Source organism: Streptomyces sp. NPDC086554 (assembly GCF_040686095.1).
In the GTDB taxonomy this organism is placed as follows: domain Bacteria; phylum Actinomycetota; class Actinomycetes; order Streptomycetales; family Streptomycetaceae; genus Streptomyces.
The window spans coordinates 266265-287003 of sequence record NZ_JBFBJK010000010.1 but is presented as its reverse complement, the minus strand read 5'-3'; the positions used below and the strand labels follow the sequence as shown (position 1 = coordinate 287003).

The window sequence follows — 20739 nt, the reverse complement described above, 5'->3', positions numbered from 1 at the left end:
AACTCGGCGGAGCCGGTGATTTACGGTGCGGGACGCTGCGGGGTGCCCACCACGTCATCCCCCGCTTCCGCCGCCGCCGGAACAACCGCTGAACCGGCGGAGCCATCATCATCCGTATTCACGCGCTCGATGATCGCGTCCCGCTCCGGGGTGTCCTCCGGCTTCACGTAGCCGATCAGGATGTAGAGGAAGAGCGATACCGCCAGCGGTATCGAGACCTGGTACTCCAGGGGGACCCCGCCCTCCACGCTCCAGTTGATGGGGTAGTTGACCAGCCAGAAGGCCAACAGCCCCAGCGACCAGCTGGTCAGCGCCGCCGTCGGGCCCGACCTGCGGAACGGACGCAGCAGACCCAGCATCATCGGGATCGCGATCGGACCCATGAGTCCTGCCACCCACTTGATGACGACCGTGATGATGTCCTTGAACGTGGGCGAGTTGACCTGCGTGGCCACCGCCATGGACAGGCCCAGGAAGATCACCGTCGTCAGGCGCGCCGCGATCAGGCCCGAGCGCTCGTTCCACTGCCTGGCCTTCTTGGACAGGACCGGCGCCACGTCCCGCGTGAAGACCGCGGCGATCGCGTTCGCGTCGGACGAGCACATGGCCATCGTGTGCGAGAAGAAGCCGACGATGACGAGGCCCAACAGGCCGTGCGGAAGCAGTTGTTCGGTCATCAGGCCGTACGCGTCCGAGCCGTCCGGGTTCTTCGCGTCCACCAGCAGGGGCGACATCCACATGGGGAAGAACAGGACCACCGGCCACACCAGCCACAGCGCCGCCGAAAGGCGGGCCGAGCGCGCGGCCTCCTTCGGCCCCGAGGTCGCCATGTAGCGCTGCGCCTGGTTCAGCATGCCGCCGTTGTACTCGAAGAGCTTGATGAACAGGAAGGCGAGAAGGAAGACCGTACCGTACGGCCCCACCAGCGGCTTTCCATGGCCCGCGAGTTCCGGCTCGTCCCAGACGCCGAAGAAGCCGCCATGGTCGCCCAGTTCGAGGACGACGGCCACGAACATCGCTATACCTGCGAAGAGTTGGATGATGAACTGCCCCAACTCGGTGAGCGCGTCGGCCCACAGGCCGCCGATCGTGCAGTAGACCGCCGTGATCGCGCCGGTGATCAGGATGCCCTGGTTGAGCGAGACGCCGGTGAAGACGGAGAGCAGCGTCGCGATCGCTGCCCACTTCGCGCCCACATCGACGATCTTGAGGAGCATGCCGGACCAGGCGAGCGCCTGCTGGGTGGGAAGGTTGTAGCGGTTCTTCAGGTATTCGAGCGGCGATGCCACGTGCAGCCGCGAGCGCAGCCGGTTGATGCGCGGCGCGAAGAGCCTGGCGCCGATCGCGATGCCGAGCGCGATCGGGAAGGACCAGGTGACGAAGGACGTCACGCCGTAGGTGTACGCGATGCCCGCGTACCCGGTGAACATCACCGCGCTGTAGCCGGACATGTGGTGCGAGATGCCCGAGAGCCACCAGGGCATCTTGCCGCCCGCGGTGAAGAAGTCGCTGACGTTGTCCACCCGCTTGTGGGACCAGATGCCGATCGCGACCATCACGCCGAAGTAGCCGATGAGCACGGCCCAGTCGAGACTGTTCATGTGCCCCCTCCAGGGGTCCGCCTTGTGAACTGCGCAGAAATGCCGTGCACTTCGCCAGTTTCGTGACATACGGACGTGGGCGGCCTTGAAGTGCCCGCTCATCGTGAGTTCGGCCGTGGGGCGCGGACAACCGCCCGTGAGGTCAAGAGCAAGTAAAATCGTTCTGTTTGCTGACCTTCGTTCACATTCTTGATCGGAGTGGAGAGGGGGCGCGACCCGTGCCGGGGCACGAGAAAGGCCGCACGGGAAGCAAATCCCGTACGGCCGTGGAGAGTTCCGCCATGTTCCTCCGAGCCGCGGCTACCGCATCAGCTCCCCCGCGTTCACCAGGAGCGACTGCCCCGTGATGGCCCGCGCCCTGTCCGAGGCGAGGAACACCGCCGCGTCCGCCACGTCCCCGTCCGTGGCCAGCTCCGGCAGTGCCATCCGGGCCGCGAGCCGGCCCCGCACCTCATCCTCCGGCACGCCCTCGGTGTGCGCGGTGAACTGGACGTACGCCTCGACCGGCGGGCCCCACATCCAGCCGGGGAGAACGGTGTTGACCCGTACACGGTGCGGGCCGACCTCGTGCGCGAGCGAGTACATCGCCGACGTCAGCGCCCCCTTCGACGCCGCGTACGCCGCCTGGCGGACCTGCGAGGGCGCGGCGACGGCCGACTGCGTACCGATGAAGACGACGGAGCCGCCCCGCTCCTTGAGTGCGGGCAGGCAGGCCCGGGTCATCCGCAGGGTGCCGAGCAGGTTCACGTCGATCACCTGCTGCCAGGTCGTGAAGTCGGCGTCCGCCAGACCCCCGAAGTAGCTGTCCCAGGCGGCGACATGGACCACCGCGTCGATCCCGCCGAAGCGTTCCCGGGCGAGCTGCGCCAGGGCCTCGCACTGGGACTCGTCGGTGATGTCGGTCGCGCGGTACGCGGTGTGCTCGCCCTCCGGGTCGATCTCCGCGGCCGACTTGGCGAGGTTCGCCTCCGTGCGCGCCCCGAGGACGGCGCGGCCGCCGTCGCGCACCACGGCGGCCGCCACCTGATGGCCGAGCCCGGCGCCGACCCCCGAGACGACGACGGTCTTTCCTTCGAGGAGCGACGACGGCATGGGGCGCCTCCCGGCTATGGCAGTTTTGCTGACGGGGCGTCAGAGTATGGGCGTCCATCGGAGGAAGGAAGAGGAAGGCAGGGGAGAGGCATGGGCGAGGACACTCGCAGCGGTACGGGCGATACGGGCGACACGTACGCGGAACTGGCCGCCGTCGGGCCGTACGGCGTGCGCCCGGGGCACGCCCTGATCACCATGGTCGAACCGCATCCGGGCCATGAGTACGCGTACAACCGCTGGTACGAGGACGACCACTACTACGCCGGCGCGATGGCGATGCCCTGGATGTACGCGGGCCGCCGCTGGGTCGCGCCGCGCGAGCTGCAACTCCTGCGCCACCCCGAGAAGTCGGCGGTCGCCCAGCCGGTGACGGCGGGCTGCTACCTCTCCACGTACTGGGTCACAGAAGGCCGCTACGACGACCACATGAAGTGGACCGTCGGCATCAACAAGCGGCTCAACCGCGACGGCCGGGTCTACCAGGACCGTACGCATGTGTTCACGGCGTTCCAGGACCACGAGGCGACGGTCTACCGGGACGGCGCCGCCGGGCCGCGCGACTTCCACGCGCTCGACCACCCGTATCAAGGGCTCGTGCTCGAAGTCATCGACGCCGAATCGGGGGAGCAGCGAGCGGAGTTGCTGGAGTGGCTGCGGGCCAAGCAGTTGCCGCGCGCGCTCTCCGGGTCTCCTGCCGCGATGGTGACGATCTTCCGGCCGACTCCGCTGCCGGGGGACCGGATGACGTACGTGAAGCAGGTCGAGGGCGTCGACACACGGCTGACCCTGCTCTGGTTCCTGCAGGCCGATCCGCGGGAGTGCTGGCAGGAGCACTTCGCGGGGCGCGCGGACGCGGTGGCAGAATCGGGCCTCGGGCGGGTGGAACTGGTGGCGCCGTTCATTCCCACGGTGCCGGGAACGGACAAGTATGTGGATGAGCTGCGTTAGCGGAAAGAAGCCGAGCCCCCTCGGCCGGGACGGCGGGCCAGTCGAGAGGGCTCAATCGGTGGTGCGTATGTGGTTGTTGATCTCGATGGCGCGTATTAGCTGAAGGGAGACGCCTCGCGGCTCACCTCGGAGACGAACGCGCTCCACGATTCGGTGGGGAAGGCGAGGACGGGGCCCTCGGTGACCTTCGAATCCCGGACCGAAATCGCCGTGGAAAGAGGCGATTTGACCTCCACGCATGCGCCGTTTCCCGTGGAATACGAGGACTTGACCCACGTATTCGTAGCGCCCTGTTGAATTGCCATGGTTACTCCGGTTCGCCCAGTTGTTGAGTTGCGGTCACCGCTGTGAGCGGTTGTGCCAGCAGTTGCTGCTTGTTGGCGTGAATGACGCTACTCGCCAACATCGGTGCGTGAAGGGACCGTTCACTCAACCGGATGGCATATTCCAGTGGGGTCTTCCGCCCCGATGCGGGAAAGGTGTACCGTGCGGCGCCTTCCCCGCGAGGGGCGATCAGATGGCCGATCAGATGGCTCAGATGGCCGATCAGCGCGCGTACTCCTTCGCGATGTCCGCGATGAGTTGGCGTGAATGATCCACATTCAGGGCCTGTGCCCGCAGATGCTCGTACATGACGCTGTACTGCTGGACGTCGTTGGCCTTCTCCAGATAGAGATCGCTCGTGACGCCTTCGATGTAGACGACGCTGGAGTCCGCCGCGTCCGGGAACTCGAGAATCGCGTACTGACCGTTGAGACCGGGGTGCGCGCCCATGTCGAAGGGGATCACCTGGACGGTCACGTGCGGCAGTTGTGACTGCTCCACGAGATGCTCCAGCTGGTCGCGCATCAGATGCTTGGAGCCGACGACGCGGCGCAGCGCGGACTCGTCGAGGACGGTCCACAAGCGCAAAGGATTCTCCGGCGCGGAGATACGTTCCTGGCGGCGGACGCGGACCTGGACGCGCTTCTCGATGTCCGTCGGCGTGGTCTCCGGCAGCGCGCCGGTGATCAGCGCCTCGGCGTACGCGCGGGTCTGCAGCAGTCCGGGGACGACCTGGGGATCGTAGACGCGCAACGAGGCCGCGTCCGTCTCAAGGCCGATGTAGACGCTGTACGGGATGTCGCCGAAGGAGTGCCACCAGCCCTGCTGGCGGGAGTCCTTGGCCATTTGCATGAGCGAGTCGACGATGCGGTGGTCCTCGACCTCGTACACACCGCACAGATCGCGTACGTCGCGCTGACTGATGGAGCGGCGGCCGTTCTCGAGGCGGCTGATCTTCGACTGCGAGACCAGCAGGCGCTCGGCGACCTCCTCTGCCGTCATGCCCTTGAGCTCGCGGAGCCGGCGAAGCTCCTGGCCCAACCGGCGTCGCCTGACGGTGGGATTGACATTGGACGCCACGGACGTGCACCTCCGACTACAACATGCCTCTACTTTGCGTATCTGCTGTTGAGCAGAGTGCCACCAACGCGCCGCGCACCGCTGGGAAACAGCCGATGTGCGGACGGGTGCGGGCCCTGATGTGAGCCCTGTTGTGAGGACTGATGTGAGGGGTGCGGCCCGAACTGCTCGGCGCCTGGTGTTCCTGGTGCTGATGTGCGGCCGCACGGGGCGGTGGAACCGGTGTCGTCGTCCGGACGGTCCGGTTCCGGTGCCCCGCGCGGCCCAGCGGCTCCCGAACCGGGTCTGGGGGACTGCGGTGCGGCGTGGCTGTTGCGGTGCTGGGTCGTGCTTGAGCGGTGCGCTTTCTTGATGCGGAGCGGTAGTGCTGGTTCGTTCCTGCTGGACTGCTGGACTGCTGGACTGCTGGACTGCTGGACTGCTCGCCTGCTCGCCTGCTGGACTGCTCGGCCGGGATCGCGCCCGGCCGGGCTCAGTGGGCCACGGCGCGTGCCATGGATCCACGGCGTGGCTGCATCGGGACCACGCCCGGTTCCGGAGCGGTCCTGGCCGTCTGTCGGCCACCGCCCGGCCCGCCGCCCGGTCCCGCTGGGGCCGGACTACGGCGCGGCTGAGCGGCCACACCGTTCTGGACGTCCATCACGGCGTGCGCCACGAGGCCGCCCATGGGGTCGTGCCTGATCAGATCCCGGAGCCTGGAGCGCGATGAACGCCCCTCGTTCCCGGGATACAGGTGCTTGCCGAGTCCGACCGCATGGGCCAGCGCGGCGAGCGCCGCGGTCCGCGGGTCCGGCGGTACGCCGGTGCGGATCGCGCTGTCCAGCCGGGCCCTGATGTCCCGGCTGATCGCCGTGTCCGTCGCTTGGTAGCGAGTCGTCGGCAGTACTCCGCACATCTGGCCCGATACGGCATGCACCATGCCGCACCGCTCCAGGTGCGCGAGGTAGATCTGGCGCAGCCCCAGTCGGGGCCCGCCAATCCAATGGACCGCCCGAACCGGGCTGCCGCGCCTGCGCAGCAGTTCCAGTGCGGAGTCCAGAGTCGGATCTCCGGTCGGCCGTGGCATCACCACGGCGATACGATCCCCGTCTGGGGCTATCCGTCCGGCCAGCGCCAGCTCCACTAGCTGTGCTCCGGCCAGACCGAGGTCGAGCGACTGCGGCTGCGCTGTGGTACCCGTGGCCGGGTCCAAAGCGAGCAGCAGAAGCTCCTCCGGAATTGTTCTGCGGCTCCTGCCCATCCATGCCTCCCCGCGTGGATGAATGACAGGGTGACCCCTCTCACATTGGTCTGTCGAGAGTGCGTGACCGGTAAGTACGGGAACCAGTAGGTATGTCGTTCTCGTCTACCACGGGGGTTAAGCCCTCACACAGGACACTGGTACATGGTTCGGACAGTGGGTCCGGCCGGTTTTGGCGCAACGGCAACGCATCAGCATCACGCATAAGGCATGGCGTACGAGGAGGCATCGGTGGCGGGCGAGACCCCCGACAGGTCGCAGCAGCGGAAGTCGTCTGGCAAGTCGTCGGGGAACCCGACCGCTGAACCGACCCCGGCCTCCGGCGCGGACCCGCGCCTGGCGGTGGCCCGCGAGGTCCCGCAGGCGCGGGAGGAGGACTCGGCGACGGCGATCTTCTCCACGAAGGCGGTGACGGAGGCAGCAGCAGCGTCTGCTGGGCCCGCCGGGCCCACACAGGCTTCCGGCTCCCCGGAGTCCCCGGAGCCTTCGGAGTCCTCTGCGGCCTCGGAGCCCTCGGAGGCTTCCGGTGGCGAGGCGAACGGTGACGCGCGGCTGCGGGCCGCGGTCGCCGCGTGGGTCGCGGGCGGCGAGGGCGCTGCCGGGGAGGGTGCTCCCGCTGTGGGTGGGGCTGCTGCCGAGGGCGATGCTGCCGCCGCAGAGCAGGGTTCCCCTGCCGAGGGTGGAGCGACTTCTGCGCAGGGCGAGGCCCTCGCAGGGGGCGAGACTCCTGCCGGGGCCGCTGCTGCCGCGAAGGCGAAGGCCGGGGCCCCCGCCGAGGACGCCCCTCCTGCTGGAGGTGAGGCCTTGGCCACGGATGACGCCTCCGCCGGGGATAACGCTTCTGCCGAAGCCGCAGGCCTCGCGACCGGCGACACCCCCGCTGCGGACGACACATCGGCCGAGGGCAAGGCTCCGGCCAAGGGCGACACTCCGGAAGCGAGCGGGACCCCCACCAAGGACGACACCTCCGCCGCTGCGAGCGCCGCCCGTGCTGCGTCCGCGGCCGCCGCCACGGACGTTGCCCCGGCTAAGAGCGACGCCTCGGCCGAGGAAGCCTCTGCCTCCGGGAGCGCCGCCCCGGCCAAGGGCGAAGCCTCCGCCGGGGACGACGCCCCGGAAGCGAGCAAGGCTTCCGCCAGGGACGACGCCTCCGCCGACGGAACCTCCGCTGCCGAGAGCGTCGCCCCGGCTGAGACCGCTGCTTCCGCCGAGGGCGTCGCCCCGGCCAAGAGCGACGCCCCCGCCGTGGGTGATGCTCCGGAAGCGAGCAAGGCTTCCGCCAGGGACGCCGCCCCTGCCGAGGGAGCCTCTGCCTCCGGGGGCGTGGCCCCTGCTGAGGCCGTTGCTGCCGCCAAGGGTGCCGCTTCCGCCGTGGGTGATGCTCCGGAAGCGAGCAAAACCCCCGCCAACGACGACGCCCCGGCCAAGGAAGCCTCCGCCGCCGAGAGCTCCGCCCCGGCCGTCGACGGCACCCCCGCGAAGGGCGACACCCCCGCCGGGGACCAGGCCCCCGCAGTCGCCAAGGACGCCAAGTCCGGCGACGGCTCGAAGGGCGCCAAGTCCGAGAGCGACTCCAAGCCCCCGAGCGATGCCAAGTCCGACCCCGGATCCAAGGACGCCAAGCCCGACGCCGACCTCAAGGCCCCCAAGGCCCCCAAGTCCCCCGGCGTAGACCAGGCCACCGCCGTGTTCCGGGCCTTGCCCCCCAAGGCTGTCGATCAGCCGACCACCATGCTCAAGATCGGGGACCACAAGCCCGGCGGCAAGGGCGGCGACTCCGCAAAGCTCGATGCCGGTGGTGCAAAGTCCGGTGCAAAGGGTGACGCACAGGCCGCTGCGGCGTCCGCGGCGAAGGCTGACCCCAAGTCCGCTCCCAGGCCCGCGCCCAAGAACGACCCCAAGTCCGCTCCCAGGCCCGCGCCCAAGAACGACCCCAAGACCGCTCCCAAGCCCGAGAGTGACGCCGAGCGCACCAGTAAGTTCGTCGCGCTCAAGCCGCTCGACGAGCAGCCCGGCGCGCCCGCCGGTGCCAAGCCCGAGGCGCCCGCGCCAGGCAACGTAGGCCCCGAGCGCACCACCCAGCAGCCGCTGCCGCCCAAGCCGCCGCTGGATCTTCTCGCCGAGCTGACCAACACCCCGCCGCCGGCCGAGACCCCCGTCCGCACCGCCGTGCGGCGGGTCAAGATCTGGACGCCGCTCGTACTGCTCCTCGTGATCGTCTTTGCGGTCGTACAGGCCGTGCGGCCGCTGCCGACGCCCACCCTGAAGCTCACCGCCAAGGACTCCGTCAGCTTCGAGGGCGGCAAGCCGTCCATGCCGTGGCCGAGTCAGGGCCAGGCCGCGATGGACGTCAACGGCATCGGCAGCTTCGGGACCTCCGGCGACCAGAAGCCCGTACCGATCGCGAGCATCGCCAAGGTCATGACGGTCTATCTGATCCTGCGCGATCATCCGCTGGAGAAGGGCGACACCGGCCCGAAGATCCCCGTCGACGCCGCCGCGCAGAAGCACTACGAGACGGGCAAGCCGGCCAACGAGTCCGTGGTGAAGGTCACGGAAGGTCAGAAGATCGACGAGTACGAGGCCCTGCAGGCGGTCATGCTGCCGTCCGCGAACAACATCGCCAAGTTGCTCGCCCGTTGGGACACCAAGAGCGAATCCGAGGACGAGTTCGTCGCGAAGATGAACGAGACCGCCAAGGAGCTGGGGATGAAGAACACCCACTACACGGACCCCAGCGGCCTCGACAAGACGACCGTGTCGACCGCAGAGGATCTTGTGAAGCTGGGGCGGGCCGCCATGGAGAATCCCGTCTTCAACGAGATCTCGCGGCAGCCCAGCTACAAGGACCTCAACGGCGACAAGCAGAACAACTTCTTCGGCCTCGTCCCGACCGTCGCCATCGGCATCAAGACCGGCACCACCACCGCGGCCGGCGGCAACATCCTCTTCGCGGCGGAGAAGAAGGTCGGCGGCGAGACGCAGACCATCATCGGCGCCGCCCTCGGCCAGTACGGCAACAACGGCGTCGCCAACATCGACGAGGTAACCGGCGTCACCCGCAAGCTCATCGAGGCCGGACAGGGCGCGCTCACCGCGAAGACCATCGTGAAGAAGGGCGATGTGGTGGGTGAAGTCGAGGACGGGCTCGGTGGGGCGACCCCCGTCATCGCCACCGAGGACGTAGAGGCGGTCGGCTGGTCCGGTCTGACGGTGAAGCTGGAGCTCGACGCGGAGAAGGGCAAGACCGTCCCGCACTCGGCGAAGGCCGGCACCAAGGTCGGTGTGCTGAGCGTCGGCGACGGCAAGGGCGGCGCCATCGAGGTGCCGGTCGCCCTCCAGAGCGACCTGAACGAACCGGGCTTCGGTGCCAAGCTGAAGCGCGTCGGTTAGGGCCTGTCTGATGGGTCGGGCCGGTCTTCGCGCCGGGTGCCGATTCAGCAGGGCCGAGCGGGCCCTGGTGCGTGCAGCTGCAAGGCGGAGGAGGGCGACAACGCGGAGCGTTGGCAACCGACGACAACGCGGCAGATGGGCGTGCCAGGGCCCGCGACCCCGGCAGGACCCATCGGACAGGCCCTAGCACCACCGGGCAACACACGTACGCAGGCCCCGCAACCGCACATACGCCAAGCGGCCGAACGCGGTTGGCCGAAGTCGGCCGGACTCAAGGGCGGGGGGAGGAACCACCTCGGGCCTCCTCCCGTCCTGCGTGCTAGCGTCACAAGCTCGGGGTAGTACGCCGGGATGAGTAAAGGGGTGTTCCGGGACGAACCCCCAGGCGCTCGCCCCCAGGACAGGAACAAACACGGGGAGAGCCTTCAGTGGCCACAGCGGAGCCGACGCGAGCCGACGACGCGGATCCTGAGCCCGGCTCCGGTGGAACCTCGCGCACCGGCGCACGAATACAGCTGCCCGCCCAGCGCCGCCCCGAGCCCGCGGCGCCCGAACGGGCCCCCTGGCCGCGCCGGTTCCTGCGCCACCCGGTGACCATCGCGACCGTGTCCGCGGCCGTGCTGCACCTCGTCTGGTTCTTCACCACCGCCAACGGCGGCGGAGACCTCGCCGCCCAGGACGCCTGGGCGGAGTTCGTCGGACGACACCCCGACTCCGCGTACAACCTCGCCTGGTACGGCGGAATGCACCCGGTGTCGTACAGCGTCATCTCGCCGTATCTGATGTCGGTACTCGGCGTCCGGACCACGATGATGGTCGCCGGTACGCTCTCCGCCGCGCTGCTCACGATGATCCTGATCCGCAGCCGCGCGGTGAAGCAGCCGTTGTGGCCCGCGCTCGCGGGCGTCTTCGCACTGTTCTGCAACGCCGTCTCGGGCCGCGTGACGTACGGCCTCGGCCAGATGTTCGCGCTCATGGCGGTCGCCGCCGTCTTCTGCTGGCCGTACCGCTGGCGTTACAAGCGGTGGGCGAAGGCACTGGTCGCCGCGCCGTTCGCCGCGCTCGCGACCATGGGAAGCCCGGTGGCCGGGCTCTTCGTGGGGCTTGTCGCCGTCGCGCTGTTCCTCAGCAAGCGGTACCCCGGGGCGTACGCGCTCGGGCTCGCGCCGGCCGCCGTCGTCGGCGTCTCCGCGTGGCTCTTCCCGTTCTCCGGTACGCAGCCGATGTCGTTCGGGTCGGCCTCACTGCCGCTGCTCTACGCCGGGTTCGTCTTCTACGCCGTACCGAAGCAGTGGAAGACCGTGCGGATCACGACCGCCGTGTACGCGGTCTTCGTGCTCGGCGTCTGGCTCATCAGCTCGCAGATCGGCTCGAACATCACCCGCCTCGCGATGTCCTTCGCGGGCGTCGTGCTGCTCGCCGCGCTGCCGTTCGCCGTGCCGAAGTCCCGCCAGTGGTACGTGATCGTGGTGGCCATCGTCGGCTTCGTCGGCTGGATCGGGTTCAAGGCCGGGGACGACGTCGTCCACACGACGCCTGCCGCGACCTGGTCGCACGAGCTTGCGCCGATCGTCAACGAGCTGCAGGAGGTCGGCGCGGACAAGGGCCGCGTCGAGGTGGTGCCCGCGCGCAGCCACCGCGAGGCCTCCGCGCTCTCGCCGTACGTGAACCTCGCCCGCGGCTGGAACCGGCAGGCGGACATGGAGCGCAACCCGCTCTTCTACGACGACACCCTCAACTCGGCCAACTACCACGAGTGGCTGCAGCGCTGGTCCGTGCACTTCGTGGTGGTGCCCAACGGCGAGCCCGACGGCGACGGCGGCAAGCGTGAGGCCGCGCTCATCGAGAAGGGCCTGCCGTATCTGAAGCAGGTGTGGGTGGACTCGAACTGGCAGCTGTACGAGGTCATCAACCCGAACCCGCTCGCCGATCCGCCCGCCGTCGTCAAGCGCGCCGAGCAGGGCGAGTGGACGATCGAGGTGAAGAAGCCGGGCAAGGTCGTCGTCCGCATCCCGTACTCGCCGTGGCTGAGCATCGTGGACGCCGAGGGCAAGGGCGTCGAGCGCCCTGTGGAGACCGAGGAGTCCAAGCAGCGGCGCGAAGTCGACGGGGACCTGCCCAAGGAGTTCGACAACCTCAACGGCTGCCTGATGGAGGCCGAGGAGAACGCCGACGGCGACAAGTGGACCGAACTCCTCGCCCCCAAGTCCGGCACCTACCGCCTGGGCGCCCCCTACCAGCTGCCGCGCGGCACCGCCTGCCCGGAGGAGCTGCGGGAGAGCGTGCGCTAAGCGGCGGTCGGGGATGCGGTCCCGGCCGCCCGGAGGGCGCGCGTGTAGCGCCGTGTCGCCGGGATCAGCGTGACCGCGCCCAGGAAGAAGTACGAGTTGATGACCATGCCCTCCCAGAAGGACCAGGTGCCGGTGTCGATCGCCTCGTCCTCCATGCCGAGAAGGCCGTGCGGGGTGAGTCCGGTCGCCACGGTGATGTTCTCGACGAGGCCGGGCAGCCCGCGCAGCGTCAGCAGGGCGCAGCCGAACAGGAGCAGCCGATCCCGGCCGCCGACATGAGGGTGATCAGACCGTCGTAGACGAGGAAGGCCGCGATCTTGGTGTCGCTGTGGTCACCGGGCCCGATGACGTCCTCGTACATGACACCCATCCGCATGGGGGACGGCTGGGAATCGGGGTGGGAGCGCATGCGCCGAAGCTATGGCCTGCCGCCGGGCGCCCGCGTCTGTCCGGAGAACGGGTCCGCCTCCCCCGGGAGGCGGACCCGGACGTCATACCGCTACCGGCTACCGGCTACCGGCTACCGGTGAGACCGGCTACCGGCTCACGGGGAACGCCACGTCGCACACCTGGTCGTCGGGGCCCGTCGTCTCCCACTCCGCGAAGTAGATCTCGCGGCACGGGCCCGTGACCTTCAGGCCCTCGCGGGCGATCCACTCCTCGACCGCCTCGAACGCGGCGAGGATCTGCGGGTAGGAGACCTGCGCCTTCGTGATCCGGGTGAAGGCGAGCCGGTGGGCGGGCTCCACGCGCGATGCGACGCCCCGCTGCCGCCCCGCCGTTCCCGCCCACGCCCGTGCGGCTGCCGCGTCCCTGACCGGGACGCACGCCTCCGCGGGGCCGTCGCTGTCCTGCGTCACCTCGGAGTGGTAGACGACGAGCGGTGCGCCCGCGGCGCCCCCGCACTCGGCCTCGGCCGCCTCTTCGAGGCGGCGCGTGGAGGCGTCGATCCAGACCGGCAGCTCCTCGGCGAGCAGATGCCGGGTCTCGCTGATGACGTACTGCTCAGGTACGTCGATGGTCCTGACCGGAAAGTCCTTCTCGTACGTCGCATCCATCGTGGGTCCTCTTCCTGTTCCTGAAAGGCGTCCACGGAGGTACCCCGCAAGCGTGCGCTGCTCGGCATGGCGCTCCTCGACACCCGCCCAGTACGCGGCGACCGCCCGGGCCGCCCGCTCGCCGTCCAGGGCGACGATCCCGGTGATGTCCGCGAGCGGCATGCCGAGCCGGCGCAGCAGGACGACCGTGCGGGCGTCCTCCACCTGGGCCGTGCGGTAGTAGCGGTAGCCGGTGGCCCCGTCCACGTACGCGGGGGCCAGCAGCCCCAAACGGTCGTACAGGCGCAGCGCCTTGGGCGAGAGCCGCGCGCGGGCGGCGAATTCACCGATGGTGAGCAGCGGGTCCGGGTCCGGGTCCATGGGGGCATCCTCCGTCACCGGGCCCGTTGTCGGCCCGGTGCTCCGGACGATGCGCTCTGCCCCAGGGGCAAGGTCAAGCGGGCGGCCTGCCGCCGGGGCCGTATCCGTAATAGGCCTGGGCCTCAAGCCACCGTCGGTGCCTGCCGCGCCGTACGCCGACGATGATCGCCAGGGCTGCGGCCGCGAGGATCCCGCCGAGCGGGACCAGGACGGTCACCGCTATGCCGCTGACGAAGGACGAGACGTCGGTGTCGTCGCCGGGGGCGAAGGTCAGGACGCCGCCCGGGTCGTCGCACATCACCCGGTAGTCCGCGTCCGTATCCGTCTTGAGCACGAACGCCCGCTCCCATCTGGCGTCGCCCTTGGTCACGTTGAACGTCCCGCCGGGCGTCGTCACACGCGGCACGGAGTCGGGCGGACCCGAGACCTTGCAGTGCGCACGGGCGACGAAGGGGCTGCGTACGTAGATGGCGGCGTCGTCGTCGGGCGCGATCCGCACCGTGACGGACTGCCCGCTGGCGAATGCCCTGCCGTCGTCGACGGAGTCCACCGCCGAGGTCAACGTGATCACGAAGCTGCCGATGCCGATGCCCACACAGACGGCCGCGATCACTCCCGCGACGACGAACCACCGCCGCCGGGGCCGCAGTTGCCGTGCGTCTATGCGCGGCGGGGGTCCGGGAGGCGGCCCATAGGGATACATATCGGAACGATGGCAGGCGGTGGGCGGTTGGGGAAGGGGAGAGCGGCGCCCAGGGGCCTGTAACGGCCGTGGGGAACTTCGGCGGGCGGCGGCTCTCTTTTCTGCCAACTCCTCGGCCCGGCATCATCGTTGTATGCCCATCCTCGAGAACACGGCGGAGCGGAGCAGCAGGGCGACCGGGCCGGTGGTGACGGTGGACACCGAATCGATTCCCGCGTCGGACCGGTTCGGCTGGTGGAACGACATGGTGGGCGAGGCGGTCATGCCCGTGACGACCCGCAGCCCGTACGCGTCCCGCTTCGTGGGACGGGCGGAAACCGTGCAACTGCCGCACAGCCCGATGGGGACCTTCACCTACTCCCCGATGTCGGCCTGGCGCTCCCCTGTCCAGATCCGCCGCCAGGACACCGAGGAGTACTTCCTGGTCCTGGTCGGGGGCGGCACCTCGATCCGGCTCGAGCAGGGGCGCGGTCTCGCCTGCCTGGAAGCGGGCGAGATAGCTCTGTTCTCCACGTCGCACCCGCTGGCCGTGGAGTTCCTCGACCAGGGCCGACCCTGCCAGACCACGCAGTTACGGCTGCCGCGGACCGTGCTTCCGCTGGCGAACGGGCGGGCGGACAGGCTGCTGGCCGAGCGTCTTTCCACCCGATCCGGATCCGGGGCCCTGCTGGTTCCGTACCTGAGGGGCCTTGCGGACGCCGCCCGCGACTGCGGGCCCGAGGAGTTGGCGCGGCTCGGTGCCATCGGCGTGGACCTGGCCGCGTCCCTCCTTGCCGCGCACCTCGGCGACGCGGACGCGCTGCCCGCGGAGACGCGCCAGGCGATACTCCTCGCCCGCATCAACGCCTTCATCGACCACAACCTGGCCGACCCGGAGCTGCGCCCCGCGGCCGTCGCCGCCCACCACCACATCTCCGTACGCACCCTCCATCAACTCTTCCGCAGCGAACCGGAGTCCGTGAGCGCCACGATCCGGCGCCGCCGCCTGGAACGCTGCCGAGCCGACCTGACCGACCCCGCCCTACGCCGCCTGCCCATCGGCGAGATCGCCGCCCGATGGGGATTCCGCCACCCGGCAGACTTCAGCCGCACGTTCCGCAATGCCTACGGCGTCCCGCCGAGCGAGGTGAGGGCGGGTGCGCTGGATGCGAGGGAAATCCGGGCGGGTGCGCTGGATGTGAGGGAACTCCGGGCCGGTGCGCTGGATGCGAAGAACGACCGCGCGCGCTGCTAAAGCCCTGGCCGCCCGGCGCGAGGACAGTGGTCCACGGCATCCCAGTGGATTCAGGGGCGGGACGTGCAGGCCATGCGGACGGACACCGGTCACGTGGCACAGTGGCGCCCGGGGGGACTGAAACACTGGGATGCCTTGCTGCCGATGACACCCGTTCGGTTCCGGCCAGTAAACTGCGCGCGCTCAGATGCGGCGCAGGAGGCTAGGGGGAACGGTGGCACACGGGGGATATCAGGGCTGGGGTCCGGGGAACGGCTCTCCGCAGGGAGGCGGTGCCCCGGATCCGTACGGCCCGCCACCGCCGGCTCCGCACCCGTACCCGCAGCCCTATCCGCCTCAGCCCTACCGGCCTCAGCCCTATCCGCCTCAGCCCTACCCGCCTCAGCCCGTCCGGCGGTGGCGTTCCGGCTGCGCGCTCTTCTTCGTCTCACCGCTCATCCCGGTGATCCGCTCCGCCCGCCGCCGCGCCGAGGCGATCTTCAATCAGCCGGGCCCCGGCCGCATCGCGGACCGGCTGGTGACGCAGGTGCAACTGTGGCGAGCGATCGTGGGCGCGGCCGCCAGCCTGCTCCTCGTCTACACCTACGGCGCGGACGACGGCTGGGCCGGGGTCGCCAACGACGGTGTGGTGAAGCTGATCCTGGCCCCGCTGCTGCTCATAGTCACCGGGCCGCTGGTCGTCCTCGGCTTCATCCGCTACGCGCCCGCCGACCAACGGCGGCTGCTCCGCTCCCGGCTGCGCGCGCCGCTCAAGGCCGTGGGCTGGTACATCGGCATCTTCGTGGGCGTCGGACTCGTCCTGGCGGGCAGCACCGTCATCCTGAAGCAGAACTACGGCACGCTCGTGAACGGCCTCATCGCGCTCGCGCTGCTCATCGGCATCGTCTGGCTGCTGCCGTTCCTCGGCTTCTCCTCGGCCTACGCCGCCCGCTATGCCTTCAACACGTCCAACGTGCACGCCGCCCTGCCGGCCGCGCTCACCGTCGTACTCGTCTGGGAGCTGATGCTCTGCAGCGTCGCGCTGGAAGGCGGAATGCCGCACGGGCCGCCGGCCGCACAGTGGTGCGCGGTACTCGGCGGCCCGGTGTCCGTGACCGCGGTGGCCCTGTGGGAACTGCACCGCATGCGCACGCGCCACGGCGTACGCATCCGCCACCGGGGATGACGGCGTTGGGCCTCCGGAAAATCCCGTTGGCTGACCACGGCGACCGCCGCTAGTCTGCTGGAGGCCGTGCGAGAGAAGAGGAGGTGGTACCCGTGAACGCAGTATCGACATGGGTGCTCCCCTCCGGGGTCACGGTCGGGCGATAGGTTGTCGTCCGGGAGCGCCGTTCAAGCGCACTCCCGAAAGGCACGACCATGCACTTCACTTCTGAACAACGCCTCGACAACAACGTCCTTGAGCGCGAGTTCACCCTCGGCGAGATCCCCGGCACCCTGTGGACGCCCGGATCCCCCGCACCGGCCCCGCTGCTCCTGATGGCCCACAACAACGGCCTGCCCATGAGGGATGCCCGGCTGGTGGCCAGGGCCCGGCAAACCGCGGCGTACGGCTACGCGGTGGCCACCATCGACGCCGCCGGGTGCGGTGACCGGCCCCGTTCCGCCGCCGACGAGCAGGCCCGTGCCGAGCTCCGCCGGGCGATGCAGGCCGGTGAGCCGGTCGATGAGATCTTCGAGTCCGTCGTCGGCCCGATGGTCGAAAAGGCGGTCCCGGACTGGCGTACCACCCTGGACGCCCTCCTTGAGCTGCCCGAGATCTGCGGCCCGGTCGGGTACTCCGGGGGGTGGACCGCCCTCGGCATCCGCCTCGCGGTGGTCGAGCCGCGCATCGCGGCCGCCGGCTTCTTCGCCGGGGGTTACGTGCCCCGCGCCCAACGCGAGGAGGCCCGGCAGGTCACCATTCCGCTGCTGTTCCTGTTGCAGTGGGACGACGAAGGAAACCCCCGGCAGCGGGCCCTGGACCTGTTCGACGCCTTCGGCAGCAAGGAGAAGACGCTGCACGCCAATGCGGGCGGACACCTCGGCACCCCGTGGTTCGAGCTGGAGGACGGGGGCCGGTTCTTCGGCCGACACCTGAAGTGAGACCGGTTCGAAGCCCTGCCGTCCGCTTGGACGGCGGGGCGGTATTGTTCCGCCCGGGTTCGACCGGGCGGGGGGTCCGGTCGGGAGGGGAAGTCGTGGCCACACGCGGTGAGCGTTCGCGCATCGTTCCGACGGAGGGCGAGCATCGCGTCACGTCCGCCGAGCTGTTCTTCGACCTGGTCTTCGTGTACGCCATCACACAGGTCACCGCGCTCATGGCGGCCGACCCGACCGCGCTGCGGCTGCTCGGCGCGGGCGTCGTGCTCGCGCTGCTGTGGTGGTGCTGGTGCTGTTTCGCCTGGCTGGGGAATGTGGTGCGGGCCGACTCCGGGGCGGTGTTCGGGGTGCTCGTCGCGGTGATGGCCGTGGTCATGGTCGTCTCGCTGACCGTGCCCGACGTGTATGCGGACGCGGCCGGCGGGCTGCCGGTGCCGCTCGTCTTCGTACTCTGTTACGGCGCTGTGCGGGTGCTGCATCTCATCACGTACTGGATGTCCGACCCGGATGACTCGGTGCTCCGGGCCACCTTGCGGCGGACCGCGCTGCTCTCCGTGGCGCCGCCGTTCGCCCTGCTCCTGGCCGGGTGCGCCTTCAGCGGCCTCGCCCAGGTGCTGTTCTGGCTCGGCGCCGTGGCGGTCGACTACTTCGGGATCTACCTCGTCGGCGGCTCCGGCTGGCGCGTGGCCTCACCGGGCCACTTCTCCGAACGGCACGGACTGATCGTCATCATCGCCCTCGGCGAGTCGATCGTCGCCATCGGGGTGGGCGTATCCGGATTCGTTCTCACCTGGCCGGTATTGGGAGCGGCCGCGGTGGGCCTGCTCGTGGTGGCGGGGCTGTGGCGGGTGTACTTCGGGCAGGTGAGCACTGCGACCGAGCATCGGCTCGCGGCACTGTCCGGCGATGACCAGACCCGCTTCGCCCGCGACGTCTACACCTTCCTGCATCTGCCGCTCGTGGGTGGGGTCGTGCTCACCGCGCTGGGAATGAAGAAGGTCCTCAAGCAGGTCGCCGACACCGCCCACTACGACCTGTCCGAGCCGCTGCACGGGGTGGTGGCCTGGGCGCTTCCCGGCGGTGTGGGCGTGTTCTTGGCCGCCGCCGCGGCAATCTTGTTGCGTACTGCCGGACAACGGTCCGCGCCGCTGATCGCCGGGGGCGCGCTCTGCCTCTGCGCGGGGGTGGTGGTCGCGGTGGTACCGGCGCTGGTTGCCCTTGCGGTGTTGGCGGGGGTGGTGGCGGGAGTGCTGGCTCTGGAGGGGCGGCGCACCGCGAGCGCGAAGCCGGCCTCACCTCAGGCGAGTTGACCTCCGAGGACCGTCAGGCGCACCTGCCGGTTCGCGGACCAGCAGGAAGCCTTAGGTCAGCGGCGTAATGCTGGTGCCCCCGGCAGGATTCGAACCTGCGACACCCGCTCCTTGGTTCTCACGTGTTCGCAGCGCTTTCCGGCCTCATGCGTGCCGAACCCGTGTCTCGCCGGGCGTGGTGGCGGCCTGCTCATTTCCCGTCGCGCCTGCCACGCGGATCCGTCACAATGCGTTACCAATGTGTACGGAACGTAACCACGTCTGCTCCTTGGTGAAGTCTGCCCTGCTGGAGTCAGGCGGGTCATCTCATGACATGGGAGAGGTAGCCGATGACTGTCCAGACGCGCGTGTCAGAAGCCGCGAAGGCGCAGGAACAAGCACAGCAGCAGCTCAGCCTCAGCACGGCGGCGGCGCGGAACCTTGCGACCACCACCAAGTCCGAACCCCAGATGCAGGGGAAAAGCTCACGGTGGCTGCTGCGGAAGCTGCCGTGGGTCGACGTCCCTGGCGGTGCCTACCGCGTGAACCGACGACTGTCGTTCACGGTCGGGGACGGCAAGGTGTCGTTCGACAAGAACGGGTCCAAGCTCCGTGTCATCCCCGCGGAGCTGGCCGAACTGCCGCTGCTGCGCGGGTTCGAAGACCACATGGCGTTGGGCGCGCTGGCCGACAAGTTCGTCCAGAAGGAGTTCGACCCCGGTCAGGTCATCGTTCGGCAGGGCAAGAAGGCCGATCACGTCTTCCTGGTCGCGCACGGCAAGGTGGAACAGGTCAAGCCCGCGAAGTACGAGGGCGAGGCCGTCGTCGGCCGACTGTCGGACGGCGACAGCTTCGGTGGCAGCGTACTCGCGGGGGCGGACGGCAAGTGGGACTTCACGGCCCGTGCGGTGACCGCGACGACCGTCCTGGCGCTGCCGCAGAGCGCCTACAAGGCGGTAGCCGGCCAGTGCGAGGCGCTTCGGTCGCACGTCCAGGAGCTCAGTGCCAATGCGCGGAAGGCGACGAACAAGGCCGGTGAGGCCGCGATCGAGTTTCTCTCCAGCCACGAGGGTGAACCGACCCTGCCGACCACGTTCGTGGACTACGAACTCAAGCCGCGCGAGCTCGAGTTGAGCGTGGCGCAGACCGTGCTGAAGGTGCACAGCCGGGTCGCCGACCTCTACAACCAGCCGATGAACCAGACGCAGCAGCAGCTGCGGCTGACCATCGAGGCGCTGCGCGAGCGCCAGGAGAAGGAACTCGTCAACAATCCGGACTTCGGGCTGCTCCACAACGCCGACTTCGACCAGCGCATCCCGTCGAGCAACGGCGCGCCCACCCCGGACGACCTCGACGACCTGATCAGCATGCGCCGCGGGACCAACTACATCTTCGCCCACCCGCGCGCCATCGCCGCCTTCGGCAAGGAGTGCAACAAGCGGGGCCTCTACTTCGGCAGCGTCGACGTCGACGGCCATCACATTCCCGCGTGGCGGGGCGTCCCGATCCTGCCGTGCGGCAAGATCCCGGTCTCGGAACACCACACCTCGTCGATCATCGCCATGCGCGTCGGCGAGGACAACGAGGGCGTCATCGGCCTGCACCAGACCGGCCTGCCCGACGAGGTCGAGCCCGGACTCAACGCACGCTTCATGGGAATCGACGAGAAGGCCATCATCTCCTACCTCGTCAGCACCTACTACTCCGCCGCCGTACTCGTCCCGGACGCGATCGGCCTGCTCGAGAACGTCGAGGTACGACCGCGTGACTGAGCACCCGGTTCGGCGAGGTAAGGAGGGCTGAGCGGTGTCGTCCCCGTCCCGGGTGTTCGCCGTACCGACCGCCCCTGGGGTGGCGGGTCCGGTGGGCGCCTCACTGTCCGACCAGGCACGTCCCGGTGAGCGGGAGCTGTGCGCCGTACCGCCGGAGCCGGCGGCGGAGCTGCCCGTACCGCCGGAGCCGACGGCTGAGCTGCCTGCACCGCCGGAGTCGGCGGCTGAGCTGCCCGTACCGCCGGAGCCGACGATCGAGCGGCCCGTACTCC

At 69.5% G+C, this 20739-nt stretch carries 17 protein-coding genes; 8 read left to right on the top strand and 9 right to left on the bottom strand.

Annotated elements, in window-relative coordinates:
• Positions 1-20: 20 nt before the first annotated feature.
• Together AB0O76_RS19155 and AB0O76_RS19150 are read right to left on the bottom strand one after the other, a co-directional pair.
• A complete protein-coding gene (locus tag AB0O76_RS19155) occupies positions 21-1601 on the bottom strand; it encodes a sodium:solute symporter family protein (RefSeq protein ID WP_365492241.1) in 1581 nt (526 codons plus the stop codon).
• A gap of 300 nt (positions 1602-1901) precedes the next feature.
• Positions 1902-2693 (bottom strand): SDR family oxidoreductase, encoded by a 792-nt coding sequence (locus tag AB0O76_RS19150; RefSeq protein ID WP_365492238.1) that lies wholly within the window; start codon positions 2691-2693, stop codon positions 1902-1904.
• Between the two features lie 90 nt (positions 2694-2783).
• On the opposite strand from AB0O76_RS19150, the gene AB0O76_RS19145 reads away from it, so the two are divergent.
• Complete coding sequence (locus tag AB0O76_RS19145) at positions 2784-3641, top strand: hypothetical protein (RefSeq protein WP_365492235.1); 858 nt, start codon at positions 2784-2786, stop codon at positions 3639-3641.
• 95 nt (positions 3642-3736) lie between these two features.
• On the opposite strand, the gene AB0O76_RS19140 is transcribed toward AB0O76_RS19145, so the two are convergent.
• From AB0O76_RS19140 to AB0O76_RS19130, 3 genes are all read right to left on the bottom strand, one after another.
• Positions 3737-3946, bottom strand: a complete 210-nt coding sequence (locus tag AB0O76_RS19140) for a DUF397 domain-containing protein (protein WP_365492232.1) — start codon at positions 3944-3946, stop codon at positions 3737-3739.
• A gap of 241 nt (positions 3947-4187) precedes the next feature.
• Positions 4188-5045 carry a helix-turn-helix transcriptional regulator gene (locus AB0O76_RS19135; protein ID WP_266865492.1) on the bottom strand — a complete coding sequence of 286 codons (858 nt, stop codon included), beginning with the start codon at positions 5043-5045 and terminating at the stop codon, positions 4188-4190.
• A gap of 472 nt (positions 5046-5517) precedes the next feature.
• Positions 5518-6285 (bottom strand): GPP34 family phosphoprotein, encoded by a 768-nt coding sequence (locus AB0O76_RS19130; RefSeq protein ID WP_365492229.1) that lies wholly within the window; start codon positions 6283-6285, stop codon positions 5518-5520.
• Between the two features lie 210 nt (positions 6286-6495).
• On the opposite strand from AB0O76_RS19130, the gene AB0O76_RS19125 reads away from it, so the two are divergent.
• Entirely contained in the window at positions 6496-9678 is a 3183-nt protein-coding gene (locus AB0O76_RS19125) for a D-alanyl-D-alanine carboxypeptidase (RefSeq protein ID WP_365492226.1), read from the top strand.
• Between the two features lie 428 nt (positions 9679-10106).
• Positions 10107-11969: a glycosyltransferase family 87 protein gene (locus tag AB0O76_RS19120; RefSeq protein WP_365492223.1), complete on the top strand. Its 1863-nt coding sequence runs from the start codon at positions 10107-10109 to the stop codon at positions 11967-11969.
• On the opposite strand, the gene AB0O76_RS19115 is transcribed toward AB0O76_RS19120, so the two are convergent.
• The 4 genes from AB0O76_RS19115 to AB0O76_RS19100 all read right to left on the bottom strand — a co-directional run bounded on the left by AB0O76_RS19115 (position 11966) and on the right by AB0O76_RS19100 (position 14090).
• The gene (locus AB0O76_RS19115) at positions 11966-12160 is read right to left on the bottom strand and encodes a hypothetical protein (protein WP_365492220.1); all 195 of its coding nucleotides are present in this window, start codon (positions 12158-12160) and stop codon (positions 11966-11968) included. The genes AB0O76_RS19120 and AB0O76_RS19115 overlap by 4 nt on opposite strands.
• 38 nt (positions 12161-12198) lie before the next feature.
• Entirely contained in the window at positions 12199-12378 is a 180-nt protein-coding gene (locus AB0O76_RS19110) for a hypothetical protein (RefSeq protein WP_365492217.1), read from the bottom strand.
• Positions 12379-12505: 127 nt separating this feature from the next.
• Positions 12506-13387: a MerR family transcriptional regulator gene (locus AB0O76_RS19105; RefSeq protein ID WP_365492214.1), complete on the bottom strand. Its 882-nt coding sequence runs from the start codon at positions 13385-13387 to the stop codon at positions 12506-12508.
• 73 nt (positions 13388-13460) lie between these two features.
• Positions 13461-14090: a hypothetical protein gene (locus AB0O76_RS19100; protein WP_365492212.1), complete on the bottom strand. Its 630-nt coding sequence runs from the start codon at positions 14088-14090 to the stop codon at positions 13461-13463.
• Positions 14091-14223: 133 nt separating this feature from the next.
• Between AB0O76_RS19100 and AB0O76_RS19095 the strand changes: the two genes are divergently transcribed.
• The 5 genes from AB0O76_RS19095 (at position 14224) to AB0O76_RS19075 (ending at position 20467) form a co-directional block, all read left to right on the top strand.
• Positions 14224-15324, top strand: coding sequence for a helix-turn-helix domain-containing protein (locus AB0O76_RS19095; RefSeq protein ID WP_365492209.1), 1101 nt, complete (start codon positions 14224-14226; stop codon positions 15322-15324).
• A 442-nt stretch (positions 15325-15766) separates the two neighbouring features.
• Positions 15767-16489, top strand: a complete 723-nt coding sequence (locus tag AB0O76_RS19090; RefSeq protein ID WP_365492207.1) for a hypothetical protein — start codon at positions 15767-15769, stop codon at positions 16487-16489.
• Positions 16490-16683: 194 nt separating this feature from the next.
• A complete protein-coding gene (locus AB0O76_RS19085; protein WP_365492204.1) occupies positions 16684-17409 on the top strand; it encodes an alpha/beta hydrolase in 726 nt (241 codons plus the stop codon).
• 95 nt (positions 17410-17504) lie between these two features.
• The gene (locus tag AB0O76_RS19080; RefSeq protein ID WP_365492201.1) at positions 17505-18716 is read left to right on the top strand and encodes a low temperature requirement protein A; all 1212 of its coding nucleotides are present in this window, start codon (positions 17505-17507) and stop codon (positions 18714-18716) included.
• A gap of 329 nt (positions 18717-19045) precedes the next feature.
• Positions 19046-20467, top strand: coding sequence for a family 2B encapsulin nanocompartment shell protein (locus AB0O76_RS19075; RefSeq protein WP_365492198.1), 1422 nt, complete (start codon positions 19046-19048; stop codon positions 20465-20467).
• Positions 20468-20739: the final 272 nt, after the last annotated feature.

Coding starts and splice junctions, on each gene's coding strand:
- AB0O76_RS19075 (WP_365492198.1), top strand. CDS start 19,046: ATGACTGTCCAGACGCGCGTGTCAGAAGCCGCGAAGGCGCAGGAACAA.
- AB0O76_RS19105 (WP_365492214.1), bottom strand. CDS start 13,387: ATGGACCCGGACCCGGACCCGCTGCTCACCATCGGTGAATTCGCCGCC.
- AB0O76_RS19085 (WP_365492204.1), top strand. CDS start 16,684: ATGCACTTCACTTCTGAACAACGCCTCGACAACAACGTCCTTGAGCGC.
- AB0O76_RS19145 (WP_365492235.1), top strand. CDS start 2,784: ATGGGCGAGGACACTCGCAGCGGTACGGGCGATACGGGCGACACGTAC.
- AB0O76_RS19130 (WP_365492229.1), bottom strand. CDS start 6,285: ATGGGCAGGAGCCGCAGAACAATTCCGGAGGAGCTTCTGCTGCTCGCT.
- AB0O76_RS19100 (WP_365492212.1), bottom strand. CDS start 14,090: ATGTATCCCTATGGGCCGCCTCCCGGACCCCCGCCGCGCATAGACGCA.
- AB0O76_RS19110 (WP_365492217.1), bottom strand. CDS start 12,378: ATGCGCTCCCACCCCGATTCCCAGCCGTCCCCCATGCGGATGGGTGTC.
- AB0O76_RS19150 (WP_365492238.1), bottom strand. CDS start 2,693: ATGCCGTCGTCGCTCCTCGAAGGAAAGACCGTCGTCGTCTCGGGGGTC.
- AB0O76_RS19155 (WP_365492241.1), bottom strand. CDS start 1,601: ATGAACAGTCTCGACTGGGCCGTGCTCATCGGCTACTTCGGCGTGATG.
- AB0O76_RS19095 (WP_365492209.1), top strand. CDS start 14,224: ATGCCCATCCTCGAGAACACGGCGGAGCGGAGCAGCAGGGCGACCGGG.
- AB0O76_RS19125 (WP_365492226.1), top strand. CDS start 6,496: ATGGCGTACGAGGAGGCATCGGTGGCGGGCGAGACCCCCGACAGGTCG.
- AB0O76_RS19140 (WP_365492232.1), bottom strand. CDS start 3,946: ATGGCAATTCAACAGGGCGCTACGAATACGTGGGTCAAGTCCTCGTAT.